Below are 19,808 nucleotides of genomic sequence, written 5' to 3'. Positions count from 1 at the left end.
ATCCTTAATGGGCTGATGTAAATGCAACCAAAAATGCAACCAGTGCACGACGAAAAGCCGAGCCGCGATTGCGGCTCGGCTCCTCGTTTCGCCTGTTCAGGCGGCTGCGGAGGATACGAGATTCGAACTCGTGAGGGGTTGCCCCCAACACGCTTTCCAAGCGTGCGCCCTAGGCCTCTAGGCGAATCCTCCGCTCGGAACACTACATGACCGAGAGGAGTGCTCGCGAACTCGTTCCCACCTGCTGACGTCGGGTACTCTGTGCGGAGCCCCTCACGCGGCGCTATCTGACTGAACTCCCCCAGGGCCGGAAGGCAGCAAGGGTAGGTTGGCTCTGGCGGGTGCGTGGGGGGCGCTTGCGTTTGCGGGCGGGGCTGGTTGTCAGTGGGCGCCTATAACCTCGTATGCGTGTCGTCTCTCGCGCTGTACCGCCGCTATCGCCCGGAGTCGTTCGCCGAGGTCATCGGGCAGGAGCATGTCACCGACCCGCTGCAGCAGGCGCTGCGGAACAACCGGGTCAATCACGCGTACCTGTTCAGCGGGCCGCGTGGGTGCGGAAAGACGACCAGCGCCCGGATCCTCGCCCGGTGCCTGAACTGCGAGCAGGGGCCGACGCCGACCCCCTGCGGGGAGTGCCAGTCCTGCCAGGACCTCGCCCGCAACGGCCCGGGATCCATCGACGTCATCGAGATCGACGCGGCCTCTCACGGTGGTGTGGACGACGCCCGTGAGCTGCGTGAGAAGGCCTTCTTCGGGCCCGCCTCCAGCCGCTACAAGATCTACATCATCGACGAGGCCCACATGGTCACGTCGGCCGGCTTCAACGCGCTGCTCAAGGTCGTCGAGGAGCCGCCGGAGCATCTCAAGTTCATCTTCGCCACGACCGAGCCCGAGAAGGTCATCGGGACCATCCGGTCGCGGACCCATCACTATCCGTTCCGGCTGGTGCCGCCGGGGACTCTGCGGGACTACCTCGGTGAGGTGTGCGGGAAGGAGAAAATCCCTGTCGAGGACGGGGTGCTGCCGCTCGTCGTGCGCGCCGGTGCCGGGTCCGTGCGTGACTCCATGTCCGTCATGGACCAGCTGCTCGCCGGGGCCACCGAGGAGGGTGTGACGTATGCCATGGCCACCTCGCTGCTCGGCTACACCGACGGCTCACTGCTCGACTCCGTGGTCGAGGCCTTCGCGACCGGGGACGGCGCCGCCGCCTTCGAGGTCGTGGACCGCATCATCGAGGGCGGTAACGACCCGCGCCGCTTCGTCGCCGACCTGCTGGAGCGGCTGCGCGACCTGGTGATCCTCGCCGCCGTCCCGGACGCCGCGGAAAAGGGACTGTTCGACGCCCCCGCCGACGTCATCGAGCGCATGCAGGCCCAGGCCGGTACCTTCGGCGCCGCCGAGCTCAGCCGCGCCGCCGACCTCGTCAACGAGGGCCTGACCGAGATGCGCGGCGCCACCTCCCCGCGCCTCCAGCTGGAGCTGATCTGCGCCCGCGTGCTGCTGCCCGCGGCGTACGGCGACGAGCGGTCCGTGATGGCCCGCCTCGACCGGCTGGAGCGGGGCGTCAACTTCTCGGGCGGGGGCGGCGCACCCGCCATGGGCTACGTCCCCGGGCCCGAGGCGCACATGCAGCCCCCGGCGTCGGCTCCGGCTCCGGCTCCGGGGCCGGGGCCTGTCCCGCAGGGCGGCGGCGGTCCGGCCGCGGCCCGGGCGGCCGTACGCGGGGGAGCGGCCCCTGCACCTGTACCTGTGTCTGCGCCTGCACCTGCGCCGGCCCCCGTCCCGACGCCAGAGCCTCCGGCTCCGACTCCGGCCGCCGCGCCCGCCCCTTCCCCGGCCGCACCGCCCGCTGCCGCCGCACCGGCCGCTCCCGCGCCCGGTGCCTGGCCGACGGCCGCCCCCGCAGGCGGCGGCGGTGGTGCCCGCCGTCCCGGCGGCTGGCCGACGGCCGCCGGAGCTCCGGCGGCCCAGCAGACCCCGCCGCCCGCGGCGGCCCCGGCAGCCCCCCCGACCCCGGCTGCCGCTCCCGCCGCTGCCGCTGCCCCCGCCTCCGCTCCCGCCGGTGGCCTCGACCCCCGTGTGCTCTGGCCGAACATCCTGGAGGCGGTCAAGAACCGCCGCCGCTTCACCTGGATCCTGCTCAGCCAGAACGCCCAGGTCGCCGGTTTCGACGGCACCACCCTCCAGCTCGGCTTCGTCAACGCCGGCGCCCGCGACAACTTCGCGAGCAGCGGCAGCGAGGACGTGCTGCGACAGGCTCTGACCGAGCAGTTCGGCGTGCAGTGGCGGGTCGAGGCGGTCGTCGACCCGACGGGCGGCGGCGGTGCGGCTCCGTCCGGCGCCGGGTACGGCGGCGGCCAGCCCGGCGGCTACGGCGCGCCCGCGGCGTCCGGCTACGGCGCCGCCCCCGCGGCCCCGGCCCGCCCCGCGCCCGCCCAGCAGGCCCCGGCGGCGTCCCCGGCCCAGAGCCCGCCGCCAACCCCGACGGCGCCGGCCCCCGCCCGCCCCGCACCCACCGCCCCCGAACCGCCACCGGTGGCCCCCGAGGACGACATCCCCGAGGAGGACGACCCCGACCTCGACGAGTCGGCCCTCTCCGGCCACGAACTGATCGTCAAGGAGCTGGGGGCGACGGTGGTGGAGGAGTTCCAGAACGAGTGACGAATGGCGTGGGTTGAGAGGCGAGCGTCGGCGGCCCGGGGGCGTTGCGGTCTCGTGTCGGCTGCGGACCGTCGTGGGCTGGTCGCGCAGTTCCCCGCGCCCCTGGGTTCGTCGGGCTGACCGCCACCGGAGGGCGAGGGTCGGTTCCCACCCCGCAGCCACCGGATCTCCCCACCCTCACCCACCCATCCACGGCACCCCAGCCCGTCCGGCGTGTGAGGCGGCACCCCCCAGCCCGTCCGGCGTTCGAGGACGAGGCCGTTCAGGCCGATGCGGGGGTTTGGGGGCGGCAGCCCCCAAGGGGGCGGGCACCTCAGCAGGCGGCCACTCCTCGGCCGAGCCCCCTTGGAGAATCCTCCAGTCGGCCCACCCAGCTACGCTGGCCCCCGTGAAGGTCCTCGTCATCGGCAGCGGCGCCCGCGAACACGCCTTGTGCCGCTCCCTGTCCCTCGATTCCGACGTCACCGCGCTGTACTGCGCCCCCGGCAACGCCGGCATCGCCGAGGTGGCCGAGCTGCACCAGGTCGATGCCCTGGACGGCGAGGCCGTGGCCGCGCTCGCCCTGGAACTCGGCGCCGACCTGGTCGTCGTCGGCCCGGAGGCCCCCCTCGTCGCCGGGGTCTCCGACGCCGTGCGCGCGGCGGGCATCCCGGTGTTCGGCCCCTCCGGGGCGGCCGCCCTGATCGAGGGGTCCAAGGCGTTCGCCAAGGACGTGATGGCGGGGGCCGCGGTGCCCACCGCCCGTTCGTACGTCTGCACAAACGCCGAGGAGGTCGCCGAGGCGCTGGACGCCTTCGGTGCCCCGTACGTCGTGAAGGACGACGGGCTCGCCGCCGGCAAGGGCGTCGTCGTCACGGACGACCTGGACGCCGCCAAGGCGCACGCCGCCGCCTGCGACCGCGTCGTCATCGAGGAGTTCCTGGACGGCCCCGAGGTCTCCCTCTTCGCGATCACCGACGGCGAGGCGGTCCTCCCGCTCCAGCCCGCCCAGGACTTCAAGCGAGCCCTGGACGGCGACGAGGGGCCGAACACGGGCGGCATGGGGGCCTACTCCCCGCTGCCCTGGGCCGACCCCAAGCTCGTCGACGAGGTCCTGGAGACCGTCCTGCAGCCGACCGTCGACGAGATGCGGCGGCGCGGCACCCCGTTCTCCGGGCTGCTCTACGCCGGCCTCGCGATCACCTCGCGCGGCGTGCGGGTCATCGAGTTCAACGCCCGTTTCGGCGACCCGGAGACCCAGGTGGTCCTCGCCCGCCTGAAGACCCCGCTGGCCGGTGTCCTGCTCGCCGCCGCGAACGGCACCCTCGCCGACCTCCCGCCGCTGCGCTGGCGCGACGACGCGGCCGTCACCGTCGTCGTCGCCTCGCACAACTACCCGGACACCCCGCGCACCGGTGACCCCATCACCGGCCTCGACGCGATCGCCGCCGAGGACGCGCCGCACGCGTACGTCCTGCACGCGGGGACGAAGCGCGCCGGCGACGACGTCGTCAGCGCCGGCGGCCGGGTCCTCTCCGTCACGGCGACCGGCGAGGACCTGACCCAGGCCCGTGAGCGGGCGTACGCGGCGGTGGCGCGGATCGGCCTCGACGGCTCCCAGCACCGCACGGACATCGCCGCGAAGGCGGCAGCCCAGGCCCAGGAGGCCTGAGCCACCCGCCGCCCCTCCCTGCCGCTCCTCCCCGCAGACCCGTCCCTGATCAGGCCCCGGACCCGAAATCCGGGGCCTGATCGTTGCTTTCTGTCGATCACCTCTGACCAAAGCCATTCCATCGAGTGACCGATGCCCCATCCGGCTGACGGAGGCCGAGGCCCCAACTAGGGTGCGGCGCAGGCGTTCCGGCACTTGGCCCACCGGCATTGCGATGTCAGTCGTGGGTGCCACAGTGGGGGAGTGAGCAACAGCCAGGACAGGCCGAGGACAGCAGGGAGGGGGTGAGGTCCGGACGTGACCAGTACCGGTATCGGTGCGGAGGCGGGAGCGCAGGCAGCGCGCACCCGGGCCCTCGCCGTGCTGCGCATCCGCGGCCGGGCCCTCGCCGTGGCCCTGCTCCCCGCCGCGGCCACGGTGATCCTGCTGACCGGCGGTTCCACCGGCCACTTCGTCGGCCGCGGCTGGGACACCACCCGCTGGATCGTCGGCGTCCTCGCCGTGCTCGTGCTGCTGGCCGCCGCCGGCATCGCCCTGGTCGTGGCCCGCGCCCGCCCGGCCGTGACCCCGACGGTCCCGGTCCCGGAGGAGTCCGCCCCGGACCTGTACCGGATGGTGCGCGACCTCGCCGACCGCCTGGACGTGCCGGCGCCCTCCGCGATAGCGCTCACCCCGGACTGCGACAGCTGGCTGGAGGACCGCACCCACCCGGCCCACGGCCCGCCCGCGCCCAAGGGCGGCGATGAGCTCGGCACCCCCGGTCTGCACCGCCGCACCCCGGCCGCCCCCGTCCTCGTCATCGGCTCCCCGTTCCTGTGGTGGATGCGCGTCGGCGAGCTCCGCGCGGTCCTCGCCCCGGTCGTCGCCGGTACGGGACCCTCGGCGCACCCGGACATAGCAGCCGCCCGCCGTTTCGTACGGGGCCTGGACGCGGCGGTGGCCGTGTCCGCGACGCCCGGCCGATGTCCGGGCACCCGACTGCTCTGCGTGGGCGTCGGCTGGGTGGCCCGGATGCTGCTGCGCGGCTGCCGGGAGCACGCGGCGCTGATGGAGCGCGGGGTCGCGGCCGCGGCCGCCGAGCGGGCCCAGGCCGTGGACTACGGCCTGCGGATCGTCGCCCAGGAGCAGGTCGGCCTGGCCTACGCCGGCTGGGACCGCCTGCTCACCCGGGTCGCGCTGCCCGCCTGGCGGATGGGCCGCTGGCCGTCCCGGCTGGACGCGGGCGTGGTCGCGGCCCTCACCGAGCTGTCCCGGCGCGACCGGCTGGCCGAGGGGTTCGCCTCCCGGCTGGGCGAGCGGCCCGCCTGCGACCTGCTGGAGGAGCCGGGCCTCGTGGACGAGGCCGCCTCGCTGCTCGCCGCCCGCCTCTTCCACGGCGGCCCCGCCGAGCCCGGACCGGCCTGGTCGCCGGTGGACTGGCAGGAGTATCCGGACGAGGTCGTCGACCGCACCTGGCGCACCGAGGCGGCCCGCCTGCACCGCGTCCTGGACGCCCTCGGCGTCCGCGCCACCCTGGACCCCGCCGCCCCGGATCCCGGCGGCCCCACCCTGGCCCGGGTCCTGGACCACCTGACGGACCCGTCCGCCCCCGGCAGGCACCGCCCGTGCCCTTCGGAGTACGACGAGGACCCCCACACCCCTGGTCACGAGGACCCTCGCACCCCGGGTTACGAGGACCCCCACATCCCCGGCTACGACGAGGAGGCGGAGGAGCCCACCGGCACCGAACGCAGCGCCGCCCTCGCCGCCGGCCTCACCGCGGCCCTCGCCCGCGAGGAGCGCGCGGAGGCGGCCGACGCCGCGCGCCCCGGCAGCCCCGTCCTGGCCCCCGCCTCTGCCTCCGCCGGCCAGGCCGGCCCCGGCAGCCCCCTCTGGGACGACGGCGCACTGCCCCTGTTCCCGCTCCAGCCCCCGCGCACCGCCCGCGAGCTCCTCGCCGACCACGTCAAGGCGATGGTGTGCTGCGCGGCCGTGGACACCGCCGGAGCCACCCCCGGCCTGGACTGGCTCGACGGCCCGTCCCTGCTGGTCGACGGCGAGCGGGCCGCCGACCTGACGTCCAGAGTCCTCAGCCTCGTCGAGGAGGGAGACCCGGCCCCGCTGCGGGCCTGGCTGGTCGAGTCCGGAATACGTCCCGAGAAACCGGTCCGACTCGTCTGACCTCGGCGTTTCGACGCTTTAGCGGAGCAAAGTGTTCCACTTCAGGCAAATTCGCAACGAACCGTGACCGGACGCGTGCGTTATGTGATGTGCTGGGACCGTTCGCGGATGTGGCAAGCGCATCCGACATAAGACAGACGCCACAGTCACGGCGCGGCCCGACACCGCGACCGGGATCAGAACCGTACGCAACCAGGCGCGAACAGGCACGACCAGGAACGGCCAGGCGCAACGGGGAAAGAGCGCGCAACAGGAAAAGAACCGCGTACACATCGCACATCGGCTCGTATCAGCACACTTCACGGGGGCACGAGGGAGGGGAGCCACCATGGCATCGGACCACATCCGCCGCTGGGAGTCGGGAGCACTCGCGCACGCCGTCACGGACCCCTTCGGCCTGGGGCCCGTCCCCTGGCTGCGTGGCAGCGAGACCTATTTCGACGACACCGGTCATGTCGTCCCCTGGTACGTGGACCCCAGCCGGCCGCAGCCCACCGGCGAGAACCCCAGGGTCCCCGCACCGCGCACCGCCGTCGGCGGCCCGCGCTCGGCGGACGACGTGCACCGCCAGATCAAGGGGTTCACCTCGACCGGCGCGGTCGCCCCGGGCGAGGCCGTCGACTTCCACATCACCGTCGACCCGCCGCAGGAGTTCAGCGTCGACATCTACCGCATCGGCCACTACGGCGGCGACGGCGCGTCCAAGATCACCACCAGCCCCCGGCTGTCCGGCATCGTCCAGCCCCCGCCGCTGGCCGCCGACCGCACGGTCTCCTGCCACCACTGGTGGCTGTCCTGGCGGCTGCAGGTCCCGTCGTACTGGAGCATCGGTGCGTACGTCGCCGTGCTCACCACGGCCGACGGCCACCGTTCGCACGTGCCGTTCACGATCCGCGACAACCACCCGGCCGACCTGCTGCTCCTGCTGCCGGACATCACCTGGCAGGCGTACAACCTCTACCCGGAGGACGGCCGCACCGGGGCCAGCCTCTACCACGCCTGGGACGAGCGGGGCCGGCTGCTCGGCGAGGCCGACGCGGCGACCACCGTCTCCTTCGACCGGCCGTACGCGGGCGCGGGCCTGCCGCTGCACGTCGGCCACGCCTACGACTTCATCCGCTGGGCCGAGCGCTACGGCTACGACCTCGCCTACGCCGACGCCCGCGACCTGCACGCCGGCCGCATCGACCCCGCCCGCTACCGGGGCCTGGTCTTCCCGGGCCACGACGAGTACTGGTCCCCGCAGATGCGCCGCACGGTCGAACTGGCCCGCGACAGCGGCACCAGTCTCGTCTTCCTCTCCGCCAACACCATGTACTGGCAGGTGGAGTTGGGGCCCTCGCCGTCCGGGGTGGCGAACCGCCTGCTGACCTGCCGAAAACGCAAGGGCCCGGGAAAGCCCGCGCTCTGGCGCGAGATCGACCGGCCCGAACAGCAGACGGTCGGCATCCAGTACGCGGGCCGGGTGCCCGAGCCGTCCCCCCTGATCGTGCGCAACGCGGGGCACTGGCTCTGGGAGGCCACCGGCGCGCACGAGGGCGACGAACTCCCGGGCCTGGTGGCCGGCGAGGCCGACCGCTACTTCCCGCGCACCGCGCTGCCCGAGCACGAGGCGCGCATCCTGCTCGCCCACTCCCCCTACACGGACAACGACGGCGCGCTCCGCCACCAGGAGACCTCCCTCTACCGCGCCCCCTCCGGCGCCCTGGTCTTCGCCTCCGGCACCTTCGCCTGGTCCCCGGCCCTGGACCGCCCCGGCCATGTCGACCCCCGGGTCCAGCGCGCCACCGCCAACCTCCTGGACCGCATCTGCAAGCACGACTGATGCGCGCGCGACCGACCGCACGACCGCCCCGTACAGGTGTCCGCGCGGCCCCGCTGTCCGTGCGCAACCCGGCATACGGGAGAATCGTGGGCACCTGTACAGAACCACGGGGAGGAACCGTGTCCGGATTCGTCGAAAAGCCCGAGCCCGTCGAGGTGCCGGGTCTGGTGCATCTGCACACCGGCAAGGTGCGCGAGCTGTACCAGAACGCGGCCGGCGACCTCGTGATGGTCGCCAGCGACCGCCTGTCCGCGTACGACTGGGTGCTGCCGACCGAGATCCCCGACAAGGGCCGGGTGCTCACGCAGCTCTCCCTGTGGTGGTTCGACAAGCTCGCCGACCTGGCCCCCAACCACGTCATCAGCACCGAGCTGCCCGAGGGCGCCCCCGCCGACTGGGCGGGCCGCACCCTGATCTGCAAGTCCCTGAAGATGCTCCCGGTCGAGTGCGTGGCCCGCGGCTACCTCACCGGCTCCGGCCTCGCCGAGTACCAGGAGTCCCGCACGGTCTGCGGCCTCGCCCTCCCCGAGGGCCTGGTCGACGGCTCCGAGCTGCCCGCCCCGATCTTCACCCCCGCCACCAAGGCCGAGGTCGGCGAGCACGACGAGAACGTGTCGTACGAGGAGGTCGCCCGCCAGGTCGGCGCCGAGACCGCCGCCCAGCTGCGCCAGGCCACCCTCGCGGTGTACGGCAGGGCGCGGGACATCGCCCGGGACCGGGGGATCATCCTGGCCGACACGAAGTTCGAGTTCGGCTTCGAGAACGATGCCCTCGTCCTCGCCGACGAGGTCCTTACCCCGGACTCGTCCCGCTTCTGGCCGGCCGACGAGTGGCAGCCGGGCCGCGCCCAGCCGTCGTTCGACAAGCAGTACGTGCGCGACTGGCTGACTTCGGCCGAGTCCGGCTGGGACCGCAGGAGCGAGCAGCCCCCGCCGCCGCTGCCGGAGCAGGTGGTCGAGGCGACCCGCGCGAAGTACATCGAGGCGTACGAGCGGCTGACGGGCAACACCTGGTCGTGACGGACGCGGCTCCCGGGCCCCAGGGCCCGGGAACGGACGGCCCGGGAACAGGCAGGGCCGCGTACGCAGAAGGCCCCCGGCGGAAACCGGGGGCCTTCTCCTCTGAGCGGACGACGAGGCTCGAACTCGCGACCTCAACCTTGGCAAGGTTGCGCTCTACCAACTGAGCTACGTCCGCATGCGCCGTGGCGCGAGAGCAACTATACCCAACCTCGCTCCCGCGCGAGACGCACTGCCGCATGACGGTTCTCCGCACCGAGCTTGGTGACGGCCGAGGAGAGGTAGTTCCGCACGGTCCCCGGCGACAGCGCGGCCCGCTCGGCGATCTCCGCGACCGGCGCCCCGTCGGCCGCCAGCTCCAGTACCTCGGCCTCCCGCGCGGTCAGCGGCGAGTCCCCGGCGGAGATCGCGTCGGCGGCCAACTCCGGGTCGATGTAGCGGTTTCCGGCGTGCACGGTCCGGATGATCTCGGCGAGCCGCTGCGCACTCACCGTCTTCGGGACGAACCCCCGCACACCGGCGGCCAGCGCCCGTTTCAGATGGCCGGGCCGGCCATGACCGGTGACGATCAGCACCTGGCAGCCGGGCAGTTCGGCGCGCAGCGATGTGGCGACCCTCACACCGTCCGCGCCGGGCATCTGGAGGTCGAGCACCGCGACATCGGGACGGTGGGCCCGCGCCATGGCGAGCGCCTCCGGGCCGGTGGCCGCCTCGGCGACGACGACCAGGTCGTCCTCGAGACCGAGCAGTGCGGCCAGCGCACCCCGGATCAGATGCTCGTCGTCCGCGAGCAACAGCCGTACCGGAGACGTCATGACGTGACTCCACTCACACGCGCATCAGACGCATCATCCGTACGACCGGACAGCGGCACCGACGCCACCACCCGGAACCCGTCCGTTCCCACCGGCCCTGCCTCCAGCGTCCCGTCGACCACCGCGAGCCGCTCCCGCAGCCCGGCCAGCCCGGAGCCCCCGTTCCCGCCGCGGTCCGGGCCCGCGCCACTCCCATGAGCCACCACCCCGTCGTTCTCCACCGTCAGCACCACACACCCCTCCCGCACCTGCAGTCCCACCGAGCACCGCCCCGCGTCCCCGTGCCGCAGCACGTTGGTGGTCGCCTCCCGCACCACCCACCCGAGCGCCGACTGGACCTCGGCGGGCAGCCTGCCGGTGTCGCCGGTCACCTCGCAGGAGATCCCCGCCGCCGTCAACACCCCTTGCGCACCGGAGAGTTCGACCCCCAGGTCGGCGTCCCGGTACCCCCGTACGACATCGCGGACCTCCCGCTGCGACTCCTGTGCGATGCGCTGCACCTCGATCATCTGCTCCACGGCCTCGGGCCGTTCGCGCCGGGCCAGCTGCACGGCCAGCTCGCTCTTGAGGGCGATGACGGCGAGGTTCCGGCCGAGCACGTCGTGCAGATCGCGCCCGAACCGCAGCCGTTCCTCGGCGACGGCGAGCCGGGTCCGGGTCTCGCGGGCCTCGTCGAGTTCGTAGACGGCGTTCAGCAGCCAGACGGAGAAGACCGAGGTGGCGGCGAGGAAGCTGCCGGAGAGGAACACCACGAACGCCGTGACCACGGCTTCGGGCCCGGGAACGCCCAGCGGCAGGGACACCACGGCCGCCCCGCACGCGAAGCCCGCGGTCTGCGCCACCACGCGCCGCCGGTCGCGCACGCCCAGCGCCATGGTCCCGGCCCCGAAGGCCAGGATCATGGCGAAGACGGTCGCCGTCGCGCTCTGAGTGCCGTCACCTCCGCCGCCGTGCCTGCGCAGGATCTGAGCCGCGACGGCGAAGACGCAGCTCGCCGCGGTCAGCACCCACAGCAGCCGCACCGGCCGCTCCCGCCGACCCCGCGTCCAGTCCAGTGCCCGGGAGGCGGTCACCGCGCAGAGCAGCGCGTGGACGACGACCATCCCCACCAGCCAGCCGGCCACCCCCGTCCCCGCCTCCGCGAAGGCCGGCAGCCCGATCGCCGCGACCTCGATCACCGCGAAGAAGTGGAACGACCACCGCGTGTACGTCTCGACCTTGGCGGGCGTGGTCTTCCCCCGCCACCAGCCACCTGCTGCCCCGCTCATCCCGGTCCCGTCCCCGCCCTCAGCGTCGAGGTTCCCAGCGGAACCACCGCCGTACAGCAAACACCGCGACCACGGTCCAGGCCAGCGCGACGAGGACGGTGCCCAGGGCCTGGCCCGTGGTCAGCTCGCCGGTCCAGCCGGCCCGCACCAGCCGGACGGCCGGGGAGAGCGGGAGGAACTCGCCGACCTCGGCCACCCGGTCGGGCAGGGCGTCCGCGGGGACGGCGATGCCCGAGCCCAGCATGGAGACGAAGACCACGGGCAGCGCGGTGACCTGGGCGCTCTCGGTGGTCCGGGTGAAGGCCGAGGTCAGCGCGGCGAGCGCGGCACTGATCAGCAGGCCCGCCAGCAGCCCCAGCACGGTGAGGTACGGGGCCTCGGGCGCGCCCGCGTCGAGCAGCACCGCGCAGCCGACGGTCAGGACCAGGGCCTGCGCCAGGCCGAGGCAGACGGCGGGCAGGGCGGTGCCGGCCAGGATCTCCGCGTCGGCGAGCTCGCCGGTGCGCAGCCGCTTGAGGACGAGTTCCTCGCGGCGGGCCACGTAGGCGCTCACCAGGGAGGTGTACACGGCGAAGAGGAAGGAGAAGCCGATCGCGGCGGTCAGCATCAGGATGCCGGTGTTGAGTCCTTTCCCCTTGACGTCGAGCTGGTCGAACGTGGGCCGTACGGTGATCGGCAGGGAGAGCGGCACGAGCAGCGCGACGAGCACCGTGCCGCGGTTGCGGCCGAGGAGCAGCAGTTCGGCACGGGCGAGGGCGGCCAGCCGGCGACGGACCGCGGTGCCCGTCGCCCGGCGCCCGCCGAGAGCCGGCGCGTTCGGGGCGGTCATGCGGCCACCTCCTGCGCGATCCCCAGGAACGTCTCCTCCAGCGAGGCCGACCGCACCTCCAGCCGTTCCAGCGCGACCCCCGTCCGCTCGGCCCAGGTCAGCAGCCCGGTGGCGGTCCGCTGCACCTCGCGCGTCCGCAGCCGTACGGCCCGGCCCTCGGCCTCGCGCCCGCACACGCCCAGTGCGGCGAGCGGCGGCAGGTCGCCGAGGAAGTACCCGGTGGGCAGGTCGAACGAGATCCGCGCGGGCCGGTCCGCGGTCACCTCGGCCGGAGTGCCGGTGACGGCGATGCGCCCCTCGTGCAGGATCGCGAGCCGGTCGGCGAGGTCCTCGGCCTCCTCCAGGTAGTGCGTGGTGAGCAGGACGGCGGTGCCGGCGTCACGCAGCGCGCGCACCAACTCCCAGGTGTCCCGGCGCCCTTCGGCGTCGAGTCCGGTCGTCGGTTCGTCCAGGAACAGCACCTCGGGCCGCCCGAGCAGCGCGAGTGCCAGGTCGAGGCGGCGCCGTTCCCCGCCGGAGAGCTGTTTGACCCGGACCTCCGCCCGGCCCGCTAGCCCGACCAGGCCGAGCGCCTCGGCCACGGGCCGGGCTCCGGTCGTACAGCCGGCCCACATCCGTACCGTCTCGCCGACGGTCAGCTCGGAGGGGAAGCCGCCCTCCTGGAGCATCACGCCGGTGCGCGGGCGTACGGCGGCCCGCTCCCGGTGCGGATCGTGGCCCAGCACCCGGACCTTGCCCCCGTCCGGCGGGGCGAGTCCTTCCAGCAGTTCGACCGTGGATGTCTTTCCGGCACCGTTGGTGCCGAGCAGCGCGAAGATCTCCCCGCGGGCCACGGAGAAGGTGATTCCGCGGACCGCCTGGAACCCGCCCCCGTAGACACGACGGAGATCTGTGACCTCAATCACGTGTTCGTAGTCCATGACTCCAGCGTCTCCGCCGCCGGGGTCCGGGAGCAGTGCGCGGTGTCATCACTCGCCATGACAAATGTCAGAGTGAACAGCCTCGGCGGGTGTGGGTGCGGGTGGGCGCACGAAAAAACCCCAGTCATATGACTGGGGTTTCCTCTATGAGCTGGAGCGGACGACGAGGCTCGAACTCGCGACCTCAACCTTGGCAAGGTTGCGCTCTACCAACTGAGCTACGTCCGCACTGCTCCCGACCGGCTCCCACCGATCGGTGCGAGCACCAGCCTACCTGATCCACAAGCTGCTCAGGACCGGCGGTGCAGAGCGGGTGACAGGAATTGCACACTGCGCCTTCCCCCTGGAAGGGGGATGTTCTACTACTGAACTACACCCGCGTGTACTCCGTGGGCCCCGGCTTTCGACCGTGTCCCTCGGCGTGCTCCAGACATTAGCTGATCAGCAGGGGGGTAGCGCAAGTCGGCTGCCCCCAGGGGCGGCTGACGCACCCTGAGGGCAGCCGGCCGTCCTGTCACTGGGCGGCGCTGAACGCCTCGTACACCTTCTTCGGGATGCGTCCGCGGGCCGGGACGTCCATCTTGTTCGCCTGCGCCCAGGCGCGGACGGCCGCCGGGTCGGGGGCGACCTCCGTCTGCTTGTACGCCTTGCCCGACTTCGACCGCTTGCGGCCGGCCGCAAGGTACGGCTCCAGGGCCTTGCGCAGTTTCTTGGCGTTCGCTTGATTCAGATCGATCTCGTACGACTTGCCGTCGAGTCCGAAGGCGATCGTTTCCGCCGCTTCCGAGCCGTCGATGTCGTCAAAGAGAGTGACCACGACCTTCTGCGCCACGAATATTCGGTCCCTTCGTGTGGCACGTCTATACAGCTCATCGTCGGCACATCGGCGATGACCGCGATGGCGGGAGATGACGTGCCGAGTATCGGCTATTGCCAATTCATTTGTACAGTGCCTGGCAATACAAAGTGAAGCCCGACTAAATCCGTCCGGCGTGTCCCGGCGCAATAGATGTCACGGGCGAACCCGGGGAACTTTCCCAGAACTTTTCGTGAGGATCCGCCGCTGTCACCCGATCGTGATGCGGCTCACGTAGTTTCCTACAACTCTACCCGCGTAGAAATTTTGTGCGGGTAGTCTGAAGGCACAGCAGTCAGCACCACAACACCGGGAGTGCCAGTGGCACGCGTCGTAGTCGACGTCATGCTCAAGCCGGAGATCCTCGACCCCCAGGGCCAGGCGGTCCAGCGTGCGCTGCCGCGCCTGGGTTTCGAGGGCATCGCCGACGTACGTCAGGGAAAGCGATTCGAACTGGAAGTTGACGGACCGGTCGACGAGGCCGCGCTCGCCCGCATCCACGATCTTGCGGAATCCTTCCTCGCCAACACCGTGATCGAGGACTTCACCGTCAAGGTGGAGGAAGTCGCGGAGGCGGCGAAGTGACCGCTCGTATTGGCGTCGTCACTTTCCCGGGAAGCCTCGACGACCGTGACACCCAGCGCGCGATCCGCCTCGCGGGTGCGGAACCGGTCGCCCTCTGGCACAAGGACAAGGACCTCCACCAGGTCGACGCGGTGGTTCTTCCCGGTGGTTTCTCCTACGGCGACTATCTGCGGGCCGGCGCCATCTCCCGCTTCTCGCCGGTGATGGAGACCGTCATCGAACAGGCGAAGGCCGGCCTCCCGGTCCTCGGCATCTGCAACGGCTTCCAGGTCCTCACCGAGGCGCACCTGCTGCCCGGCGCGATGCTCGGCAACAACCACCTCCACTTCATCTGCCGCGACCAGAAGCTGCGGGTGGAGAACGCGGACACCGCCTGGACGGCCGACTACCGCGCGGGCCAGGAGATCCACATCCCGCTGAAGAACATGGACGGCCGGTACGTCGCCGACGAGTACACGCTCGACAAGCTGGAGGCGGAAGGCCGGGTGGTCTTCCGCTACCTGGACTTCAACCCCAACGGGTCGCTCCGCGACATCGCCGGCATCACCAACGAGGCCGGGAACGTCGTCGGCCTCATGCCGCACCCCGAGCACGCCGTCGAGCCGCTGATCGGCACGGGCCGCACCGACGGCCTCCCCTTCTTCACCTCGATCCTCAAGAAGCTGGTGGGCGCATGAGCCGGACGCCTCTGGACACGGTCGAGCACGCGGCCGCGACCCCCGACGTCGAGCTGCCCTGGGCCGAACTCGGCCTGAAGAAGGACGAGTACGAGCGGGTGGTGGAGATCCTCGGCCGCCGCCCGACCGGCGCCGAGCTCGCCATGTACTCCGTCATGTGGTCCGAGCACTGCTCGTACAAGTCCTCGAAGGTCCACCTCCGCCAGTTCGGCGAGAAGGCGCCCCAGTCGGACGCCCTGCTCGTCGGCATCGGCGAGAACGCGGGCGTGGTCGACGTCGGCCAGGGCTACGCGGTCACCTTCAAGGTCGAGTCGCACAACCACCCGTCGTACGTGGAGCCCTACCAGGGCGCGGCCACGGGTGTCGGCGGCATCGTCCGCGACATCATCGCGATGGGCGCGCGGCCGGTGGCCGTGGTCGACCCGCTGCGCTTCGGTGCCGCCGACCACCCCGACACCAAGCGCGTGCTGCCGGGTGTCGTCGCCGGCATCGGCGGCTACGGCAACTGCCTGGGCCTGCCCAACATCGGCGGCGAGGTCGTCTTCGACGCCTGCTACCAGGGCAACCCGCTGGTCAACGCCGGTGCCATCGGCGTCATGCGGCACGAGGACATCCACCTCGCCAAGGCCTCCGGCGCGGGCAACCAGGTCATCCTGTACGGCGCCCGGACCGGCGGCGACGGCATCGGCGGCGCGTCGATCCTCGCCTCCGAGACCTTCGACGACGCGAAGCCCTCCAAGCGCCCCGCGGTCCAGGTCGGCGACCCCTTCCAGGAGAAGCTGCTCATCGAGTGCACCCTGGAGGCCTTCCGGGAGAAGCTCGTCGTCGGCATCCAGGACCTCGGCGCGGCCGGCCTGTCCTGCGCCACCTCCGAGCTCGCCTCGAACGGCTCCGGCGGCATGACCGTCACCCTCGACGACGTCCCGCTGCGCGACTCGACCCTCTCGCCCGAGGAAATCCTCATGAGCGAGTCGCAGGAACGCATGTGCGCGGTGGTCGAGCCGGCCAAGGTCGCCCGCTTCCTGGAGATCTGCGAGAAGTGGGACGTCATCGCCACCGTCATCGGTGAGGTCACCGACGGCGACCGGCTCGAGATCTTCTGGCACGGCGAGAAGATCGTCGATGTCGACCCGCGCACGGTCGCCCACGACGGCCCGGTCTACGAGCGCCCCTACGCCCGCCCGTCCTGGCAGGACGAACTCCAGGCGGACGACGCGAACAAGCTCGCGCGCCCGGCCGACAGCGAGGAACTCCGCGCGCAGGTCCTCCAGCTGGTGGGCTCCCCCAACCAGGCTTCCAAGAAGTGGATCACCTCCCAGTACGACCACTTCGTGCAGGGCAACACCGTCCTCGCCCAGCCCGAGGACTCCGGCATGATCCGCGTCGACGAGGAGAGCGGCCTCGGCGTCGCCATCGCCACGGACGGCAACGGCCGCTACGCCAAGCTCGACCCGTACGCGGGTGCCCAGCTGGCCCTGGCCGAGGCCTACCGCAACGTGGCGACGACGGGCGCCAAGCCCCTCGCCGTCTCCGACTGCCTGAACTTCGGCTCGCCCGAGGACCCGGCGGTCATGTGGCAGTTCGCCGAGGCGGTCCGCGGCCTCGCCGACGGCTGCCTCCAGCTGGGCACCCCGGTGACCGGCGGCAACGTCTCGCTCTACAACCAGACCGGCGAGGCGGCCATCCACCCGACCCCGGTGGTCGCCGTCCTCGGCGTGATCGACGACGTGGCCCGCCGCACGCCGGTCGCCTTCCAGGAGGAGGGCCAGCTGCTCTACCTCCTCGGCGACACCCGCGAGGAGTTCGGCGGCTCGGCCTGGTCCCAGGTCGTCCACGACCACCTCGGCGGCCTGCCGCCGAAGGTCGACCTGGAGCGCGAGCGTCTGCTGGCCGAGATCCTGATCTCCGCCTCCCGCGACGGCATGATCGACTCGGCGCACGACCTGTCCGACGGCGGTCTGATCCAGGCCGTGGTCGAGTCCGCGCTGCTCGGCGGCAAGGGCGCGCGACTGGTCGTCCCCGACGGCCTCGACGCCTTCACCTTCCTCCTCTCCGAGTCGGCCGGCCGCGCGATCGTGGCCGTCCCGCGCTCCGAGGAGGTCCGCTTCAACGACATGTGCGGCGCGCGCGGCCTTCCGGTCACCCGCATCGGTGTCGTGGACGGCGACTCGGTGGAGATCCAGGGCGAGTTCGAACTCCCCCTGACCGAACTGCGCGAGGCGCACGAGGGCACGATCGAGGCGCTGCTGGCGTAGCCGGGGGCGAGAGGTTCTCCGGGCGGCCCCGTCCGTTGCTCAGGCAACAGGCGGGGCCGCTCTGCCGTGTGTGCCGACCGGCGGGGGCCCGCCCGATCTCTCGGCGCCCCGCCCGATCTCTCAGCGCCCTGTCTGCCTGATGCGGTCACGGACGGCCGGGCGGTCGATGCCGAGTTCGGTCAGGAGTTCTGCCGCGGGATCCGGGCGCTCGCAGTCGAGCAGGGCCAGCAGCAGGTGTTCCGGTGTGATGCGGCGGCTGTGGGCCTTCTTGGTCTCGGTCAGGGCGCGGGGGAGGACGGCGCGGGCGCCCGACGTGAAGGGGGTCCGTTTGCGGGACGCGGGGATCGGGGCCCGCTCGATCCCCCGCACGTCGATGCCGACGACGGCCAGCGCGGACCGGTCGAGGGCGTCGAGGGCGGCGCGGGCGGTCTCCAGGTCGGTGCCGAGGGCCCGGACCGCGCCGGGGTCGTGCAGCACTCCCAGGAGGAGGTGCTCGGTACCGATGCGGCGGTCGCCGCGCAGCGTGGTCTCTTCGAGCGCCGAGGCGACGGTCGCCCGGGCCTCCGCCGCGAACTGTTCGAACATGGTCGTCTCACTTCCCGTACTTGGCGTGGACGGACTGCCGGGACACGCCCAGGGCGTCCCCGATCTGTTCCCAGGACCATCCCTGTTCCCTGGCGCGCGCGACGGCCGCCGCTTCGACCTGCTCGGCCAGTCGGTGCAGGGCACCCACGGCCCGCAGTCCCACCGCGGGGTCGTGCGACCTGAGGCGTGCTGAGAGATCTCCTGCGTTCATGTGTGTCAGTCTGGATTGACGCCAGCCCGGTTGTCAACCCAGACTGACAGGGAGGGGCTCGATAGGCTCACCGCCATGCCCCAGGCCAAGAAGCGCGCCCGCAGTTACGACCCGGCCAGGACCCGCGCCGCGGTTCTCGCCCAGTTCGGCCATGTGCGAGCGGCGGTCGAGGGCCTCACCGCCGAGCAGCTCGCGCTCCCCACCCGGCTGGCGGGGTGGACCGTGCGGGACCTCGTCGCCCACCTCGGCATGGCGGTCACCGCCGTCCACCGGGCCGCGGACCAGCCCGAGCCGGCCAAGGCCGACGCCGTCCTCCTCGACTGGCCGTTCGGGATCTCCGGCAACGCCGCCGCGATCGACGGCTTCACCCGGCGCCTCGCCGCCGACCACCCCGACCTCGGCGCCTACCTCGCCGACGCCGACACCGGCCTGCGCGCCCTGCTCGACGCGCACCCCGGCACCCGGCTGCTCGCCACCAGCGCCGGCGCGCTCTCCCTCGACGACTACCTCGTCACCCGCGCCGTCGAGCTGGTCGTCCACACCGACGACCTCAACGCGGCCGTCGCCGGGCTGGAGGTGCCTTACGACCGGCAGGCCCTGGCCGCCTGCACCCGGCTGCTCGCCGACGCGCTCGCCGTCAAGGCGCCCGGCGGCTCCACGGAAGTGCGGGTGCCGCCGTACGCGGTGGTGCAGTGCGTCGAAGGGCCCCGGCACACCCGGGGCACCCCGCCGAACGTCGTCGAGACCGACCCGCTGACCTGGATCCGGCTGGCCGCCGGACGGCTCGCGTGGCAGGAGGCCGTGGCGGACGCCAGGGTCAGCGCCAGCGGGGAGCGGGCCGACCTCGCGGCGTACCTGCCCGTCCTGGGGTGAGGGAACCGATCGACCGGTGCGCGCCGTCGAAACGGCATGTACGGGTTGAAACAGCGCATGCGGCGTACGACCCTGACGGCGACGGCCACCCTGCTCGTTCCGCTCGTGGTGGCCTGTGGAAGTGCGAAAGGTGCCTCCGTGGGGACTCAGCCACCGGTGACGGGGATCGACTGGACCGTCGACAGCGTGACCGTCGACGGCACCACCCACCGCGCCCCGGCGCGCGCCCATGTGAAGATCGATGACGGCCGGGCGGCTGGCAGCTTCGGGTGCAACCAGTTCAGCGCCACGGCACAGATCACGGACGACCAGATCCGGCTGAGCCACACCCGCACCACCCGGATGGCCTGCGACAACGCCCGGATGACCTTCGAGCGCGCACTCGCCCGCACGCTCACCTCCGGCCCGCTGACCATGAAGGGCGAGGACCGGAAACTCACCCTCACCACGGCCGGCGGCGACCGCGTCCAGCTGTCCAGGACATGACCGCGACATGACCGCGATCGAGGCCGCGACCTGGGCCGTGGCCCCCCGATTGATGTGCGACACCTCACTCAGGGATACGGTGTCAGGGGGTTGCGCCGGCACCGCTCCGCACGAACCGACGCCGTCTGGAGA

General features: G+C 72.3%; 17 protein-coding genes, 4 tRNA genes and 1 other RNA gene. 11 read left to right on the top strand and 11 right to left on the bottom strand.

Features of this window, described 5'->3' with window-relative positions:
• Positions 1-107: 107 nt before the first annotated feature.
• A tRNA-Ser gene (locus tag ABZ887_RS08800) sits at positions 108-192 on the bottom strand.
• 72 nt (positions 193-264) lie between these two features.
• On the opposite strand from ABZ887_RS08800, the gene ffs reads away from it, so the two are divergent.
• From ffs to ABZ887_RS08770, 6 genes are all read left to right on the top strand, one after another.
• An RNA gene (gene ffs / locus ABZ887_RS08795) (signal recognition particle sRNA small type) lies at positions 265-363 on the top strand.
• A 45-nt stretch (positions 364-408) separates the two neighbouring features.
• The gene (locus ABZ887_RS08790; RefSeq protein WP_361284815.1) at positions 409-2,661 is read left to right on the top strand and encodes a DNA polymerase III subunit gamma and tau; all 2,253 of its coding nucleotides are present in this window, start codon (positions 409-411) and stop codon (positions 2,659-2,661) included.
• A 388-nt stretch (positions 2,662-3,049) separates the two neighbouring features.
• Entirely contained in the window at positions 3,050-4,312 is a 1,263-nt protein-coding gene (gene purD / locus ABZ887_RS08785; RefSeq protein ID WP_361284812.1) for a phosphoribosylamine--glycine ligase, read from the top strand.
• Positions 4,313-4,609: 297 nt separating this feature from the next.
• Positions 4,610-6,472, top strand: a complete 1,863-nt coding sequence (locus tag ABZ887_RS08780; protein WP_361284809.1) for a hypothetical protein — start codon at positions 4,610-4,612, stop codon at positions 6,470-6,472.
• Positions 6,473-6,800: 328 nt separating this feature from the next.
• Positions 6,801-8,297: a N,N-dimethylformamidase beta subunit family domain-containing protein gene (locus ABZ887_RS08775; RefSeq protein WP_361284806.1), complete on the top strand. Its 1,497-nt coding sequence runs from the start codon at positions 6,801-6,803 to the stop codon at positions 8,295-8,297.
• Between the two features lie 119 nt (positions 8,298-8,416).
• On the top strand, positions 8,417-9,316 hold the full coding sequence (locus tag ABZ887_RS08770) for a phosphoribosylaminoimidazolesuccinocarboxamide synthase (RefSeq protein WP_361284803.1): 900 nt from the start codon (positions 8,417-8,419) through the stop codon (positions 9,314-9,316).
• Between the two features lie 105 nt (positions 9,317-9,421).
• On the opposite strand, the gene ABZ887_RS08765 is transcribed toward ABZ887_RS08770, so the two are convergent.
• The 8 genes from ABZ887_RS08765 to ABZ887_RS08730 all read right to left on the bottom strand — a co-directional run bounded on the left by ABZ887_RS08765 (position 9,422) and on the right by ABZ887_RS08730 (position 13,980).
• Positions 9,422-9,494 (bottom strand) — tRNA-Gly (locus tag ABZ887_RS08765).
• A gap of 22 nt (positions 9,495-9,516) precedes the next feature.
• On the bottom strand, positions 9,517-10,131 hold the full coding sequence (locus ABZ887_RS08760) for a response regulator transcription factor (RefSeq protein WP_189262722.1): 615 nt from the start codon (positions 10,129-10,131) through the stop codon (positions 9,517-9,519).
• The gene (locus tag ABZ887_RS08755) at positions 10,128-11,399 is read right to left on the bottom strand and encodes a histidine kinase (protein WP_361284800.1); all 1,272 of its coding nucleotides are present in this window, start codon (positions 11,397-11,399) and stop codon (positions 10,128-10,130) included. The genes ABZ887_RS08760 and ABZ887_RS08755 overlap by 4 nt, the downstream gene beginning before the upstream one ends.
• Before the next feature lie 19 nt (positions 11,400-11,418).
• Positions 11,419-12,228, bottom strand: a complete 810-nt coding sequence (locus ABZ887_RS08750) for an ABC transporter permease (RefSeq protein WP_361284797.1) — start codon at positions 12,226-12,228, stop codon at positions 11,419-11,421.
• Entirely contained in the window at positions 12,225-13,148 is a 924-nt protein-coding gene (locus ABZ887_RS08745) for an ABC transporter ATP-binding protein (RefSeq protein WP_361284794.1), read from the bottom strand. The genes ABZ887_RS08750 and ABZ887_RS08745 overlap by 4 nt, the downstream gene beginning before the upstream one ends.
• A gap of 152 nt (positions 13,149-13,300) precedes the next feature.
• Positions 13,301-13,376: transfer RNA gene (locus ABZ887_RS08740), tRNA-Gly, on the bottom strand.
• Between the two features lie 80 nt (positions 13,377-13,456).
• A tRNA-Gly gene (locus ABZ887_RS08735) sits at positions 13,457-13,528 on the bottom strand.
• 134 nt (positions 13,529-13,662) lie between these two features.
• Entirely contained in the window at positions 13,663-13,980 is a 318-nt protein-coding gene (locus tag ABZ887_RS08730) for an Lsr2 family protein (RefSeq protein WP_355713692.1), read from the bottom strand.
• A 345-nt stretch (positions 13,981-14,325) separates the two neighbouring features.
• Here ABZ887_RS08730 and purS point away from each other — a divergent pair, with 345 nt between their 5' ends.
• From purS to purL, 3 genes are read left to right on the top strand one after another with little or no spacing between them, the layout of a single operon-like run.
• Positions 14,326-14,589 carry a phosphoribosylformylglycinamidine synthase subunit PurS gene (gene purS / locus ABZ887_RS08725; RefSeq protein ID WP_097253685.1) on the top strand — a complete coding sequence of 88 codons (264 nt, stop codon included), beginning with the start codon at positions 14,326-14,328 and terminating at the stop codon, positions 14,587-14,589.
• Positions 14,586-15,266, top strand: a complete 681-nt coding sequence (gene purQ / locus ABZ887_RS08720) for a phosphoribosylformylglycinamidine synthase subunit PurQ (protein WP_361284790.1) — start codon at positions 14,586-14,588, stop codon at positions 15,264-15,266. Before purS ends, purQ begins: the two co-directional genes overlap by 4 nt.
• Complete coding sequence (gene purL / locus ABZ887_RS08715; RefSeq protein ID WP_361284787.1) at positions 15,263-17,521, top strand: phosphoribosylformylglycinamidine synthase subunit PurL; 2,259 nt, start codon at positions 15,263-15,265, stop codon at positions 17,519-17,521. The genes purQ and purL overlap by 4 nt, the downstream gene beginning before the upstream one ends.
• A gap of 120 nt (positions 17,522-17,641) precedes the next feature.
• On the opposite strand, the gene ABZ887_RS08710 is transcribed toward purL, so the two are convergent.
• Both ABZ887_RS08710 and ABZ887_RS08705 read right to left on the bottom strand, forming a co-directional pair.
• A complete protein-coding gene (locus tag ABZ887_RS08710; RefSeq protein ID WP_361284784.1) occupies positions 17,642-18,106 on the bottom strand; it encodes a Clp protease N-terminal domain-containing protein in 465 nt (154 codons plus the stop codon).
• Positions 18,107-18,113: 7 nt separating this feature from the next.
• On the bottom strand, positions 18,114-18,317 hold the full coding sequence (locus tag ABZ887_RS08705; RefSeq protein ID WP_361284781.1) for a helix-turn-helix domain-containing protein: 204 nt from the start codon (positions 18,315-18,317) through the stop codon (positions 18,114-18,116).
• Between the two features lie 75 nt (positions 18,318-18,392).
• Here ABZ887_RS08705 and ABZ887_RS08700 point away from each other — a divergent pair, with 75 nt between their 5' ends.
• Positions 18,393-19,190 (top strand): sterol carrier family protein, encoded by a 798-nt coding sequence (locus ABZ887_RS08700; protein WP_361284779.1) that lies wholly within the window; start codon positions 18,393-18,395, stop codon positions 19,188-19,190.
• Between the two features lie 138 nt (positions 19,191-19,328).
• Positions 19,329-19,676, top strand: a complete 348-nt coding sequence (locus ABZ887_RS08695; RefSeq protein WP_361284776.1) for an META domain-containing protein — start codon at positions 19,329-19,331, stop codon at positions 19,674-19,676.
• Positions 19,677-19,808: the final 132 nt, after the last annotated feature.

The sequence above is a fragment of the Streptomyces sp. NPDC047061 genome, assembly GCF_040643955.1.
GTDB lineage: Bacteria > Actinomycetota > Actinomycetes > Streptomycetales > Streptomycetaceae > Streptomyces.
Note: the sequence above shows the minus strand (reverse complement) of the source record. Positions and strands in the feature narration are given on the sequence as shown.

What these genes read in the sequence shown, in the direction of transcription:
- ABZ887_RS08745 (WP_361284794.1), bottom strand. Translation starts at nt 13,148, where the DNA reads ATGGACTACGAACACGTGATTGAGGTCACAGATCTCCGTCGTGTCTAC.
- ABZ887_RS08700 (WP_361284779.1), top strand. Translation starts at nt 18,393, where the DNA reads ATGCCCCAGGCCAAGAAGCGCGCCCGCAGTTACGACCCGGCCAGGACC.
- ABZ887_RS08755 (WP_361284800.1), bottom strand. Translation starts at nt 11,399, where the DNA reads ATGAGCGGGGCAGCAGGTGGCTGGTGGCGGGGGAAGACCACGCCCGCC.
- ABZ887_RS08760 (WP_189262722.1), bottom strand. Translation starts at nt 10,131, where the DNA reads ATGACGTCTCCGGTACGGCTGTTGCTCGCGGACGACGAGCATCTGATC.
- ABZ887_RS08705 (WP_361284781.1), bottom strand. Translation starts at nt 18,317, where the DNA reads ATGAACGCAGGAGATCTCTCAGCACGCCTCAGGTCGCACGACCCCGCG.
- ABZ887_RS08775 (WP_361284806.1), top strand. Translation starts at nt 6,801, where the DNA reads ATGGCATCGGACCACATCCGCCGCTGGGAGTCGGGAGCACTCGCGCAC.
- ABZ887_RS08750 (WP_361284797.1), bottom strand. Translation starts at nt 12,228, where the DNA reads ATGACCGCCCCGAACGCGCCGGCTCTCGGCGGGCGCCGGGCGACGGGC.
- ABZ887_RS08710 (WP_361284784.1), bottom strand. Translation starts at nt 18,106, where the DNA reads ATGTTCGAACAGTTCGCGGCGGAGGCCCGGGCGACCGTCGCCTCGGCG.
- purL (WP_361284787.1), top strand. Translation starts at nt 15,263, where the DNA reads ATGAGCCGGACGCCTCTGGACACGGTCGAGCACGCGGCCGCGACCCCC.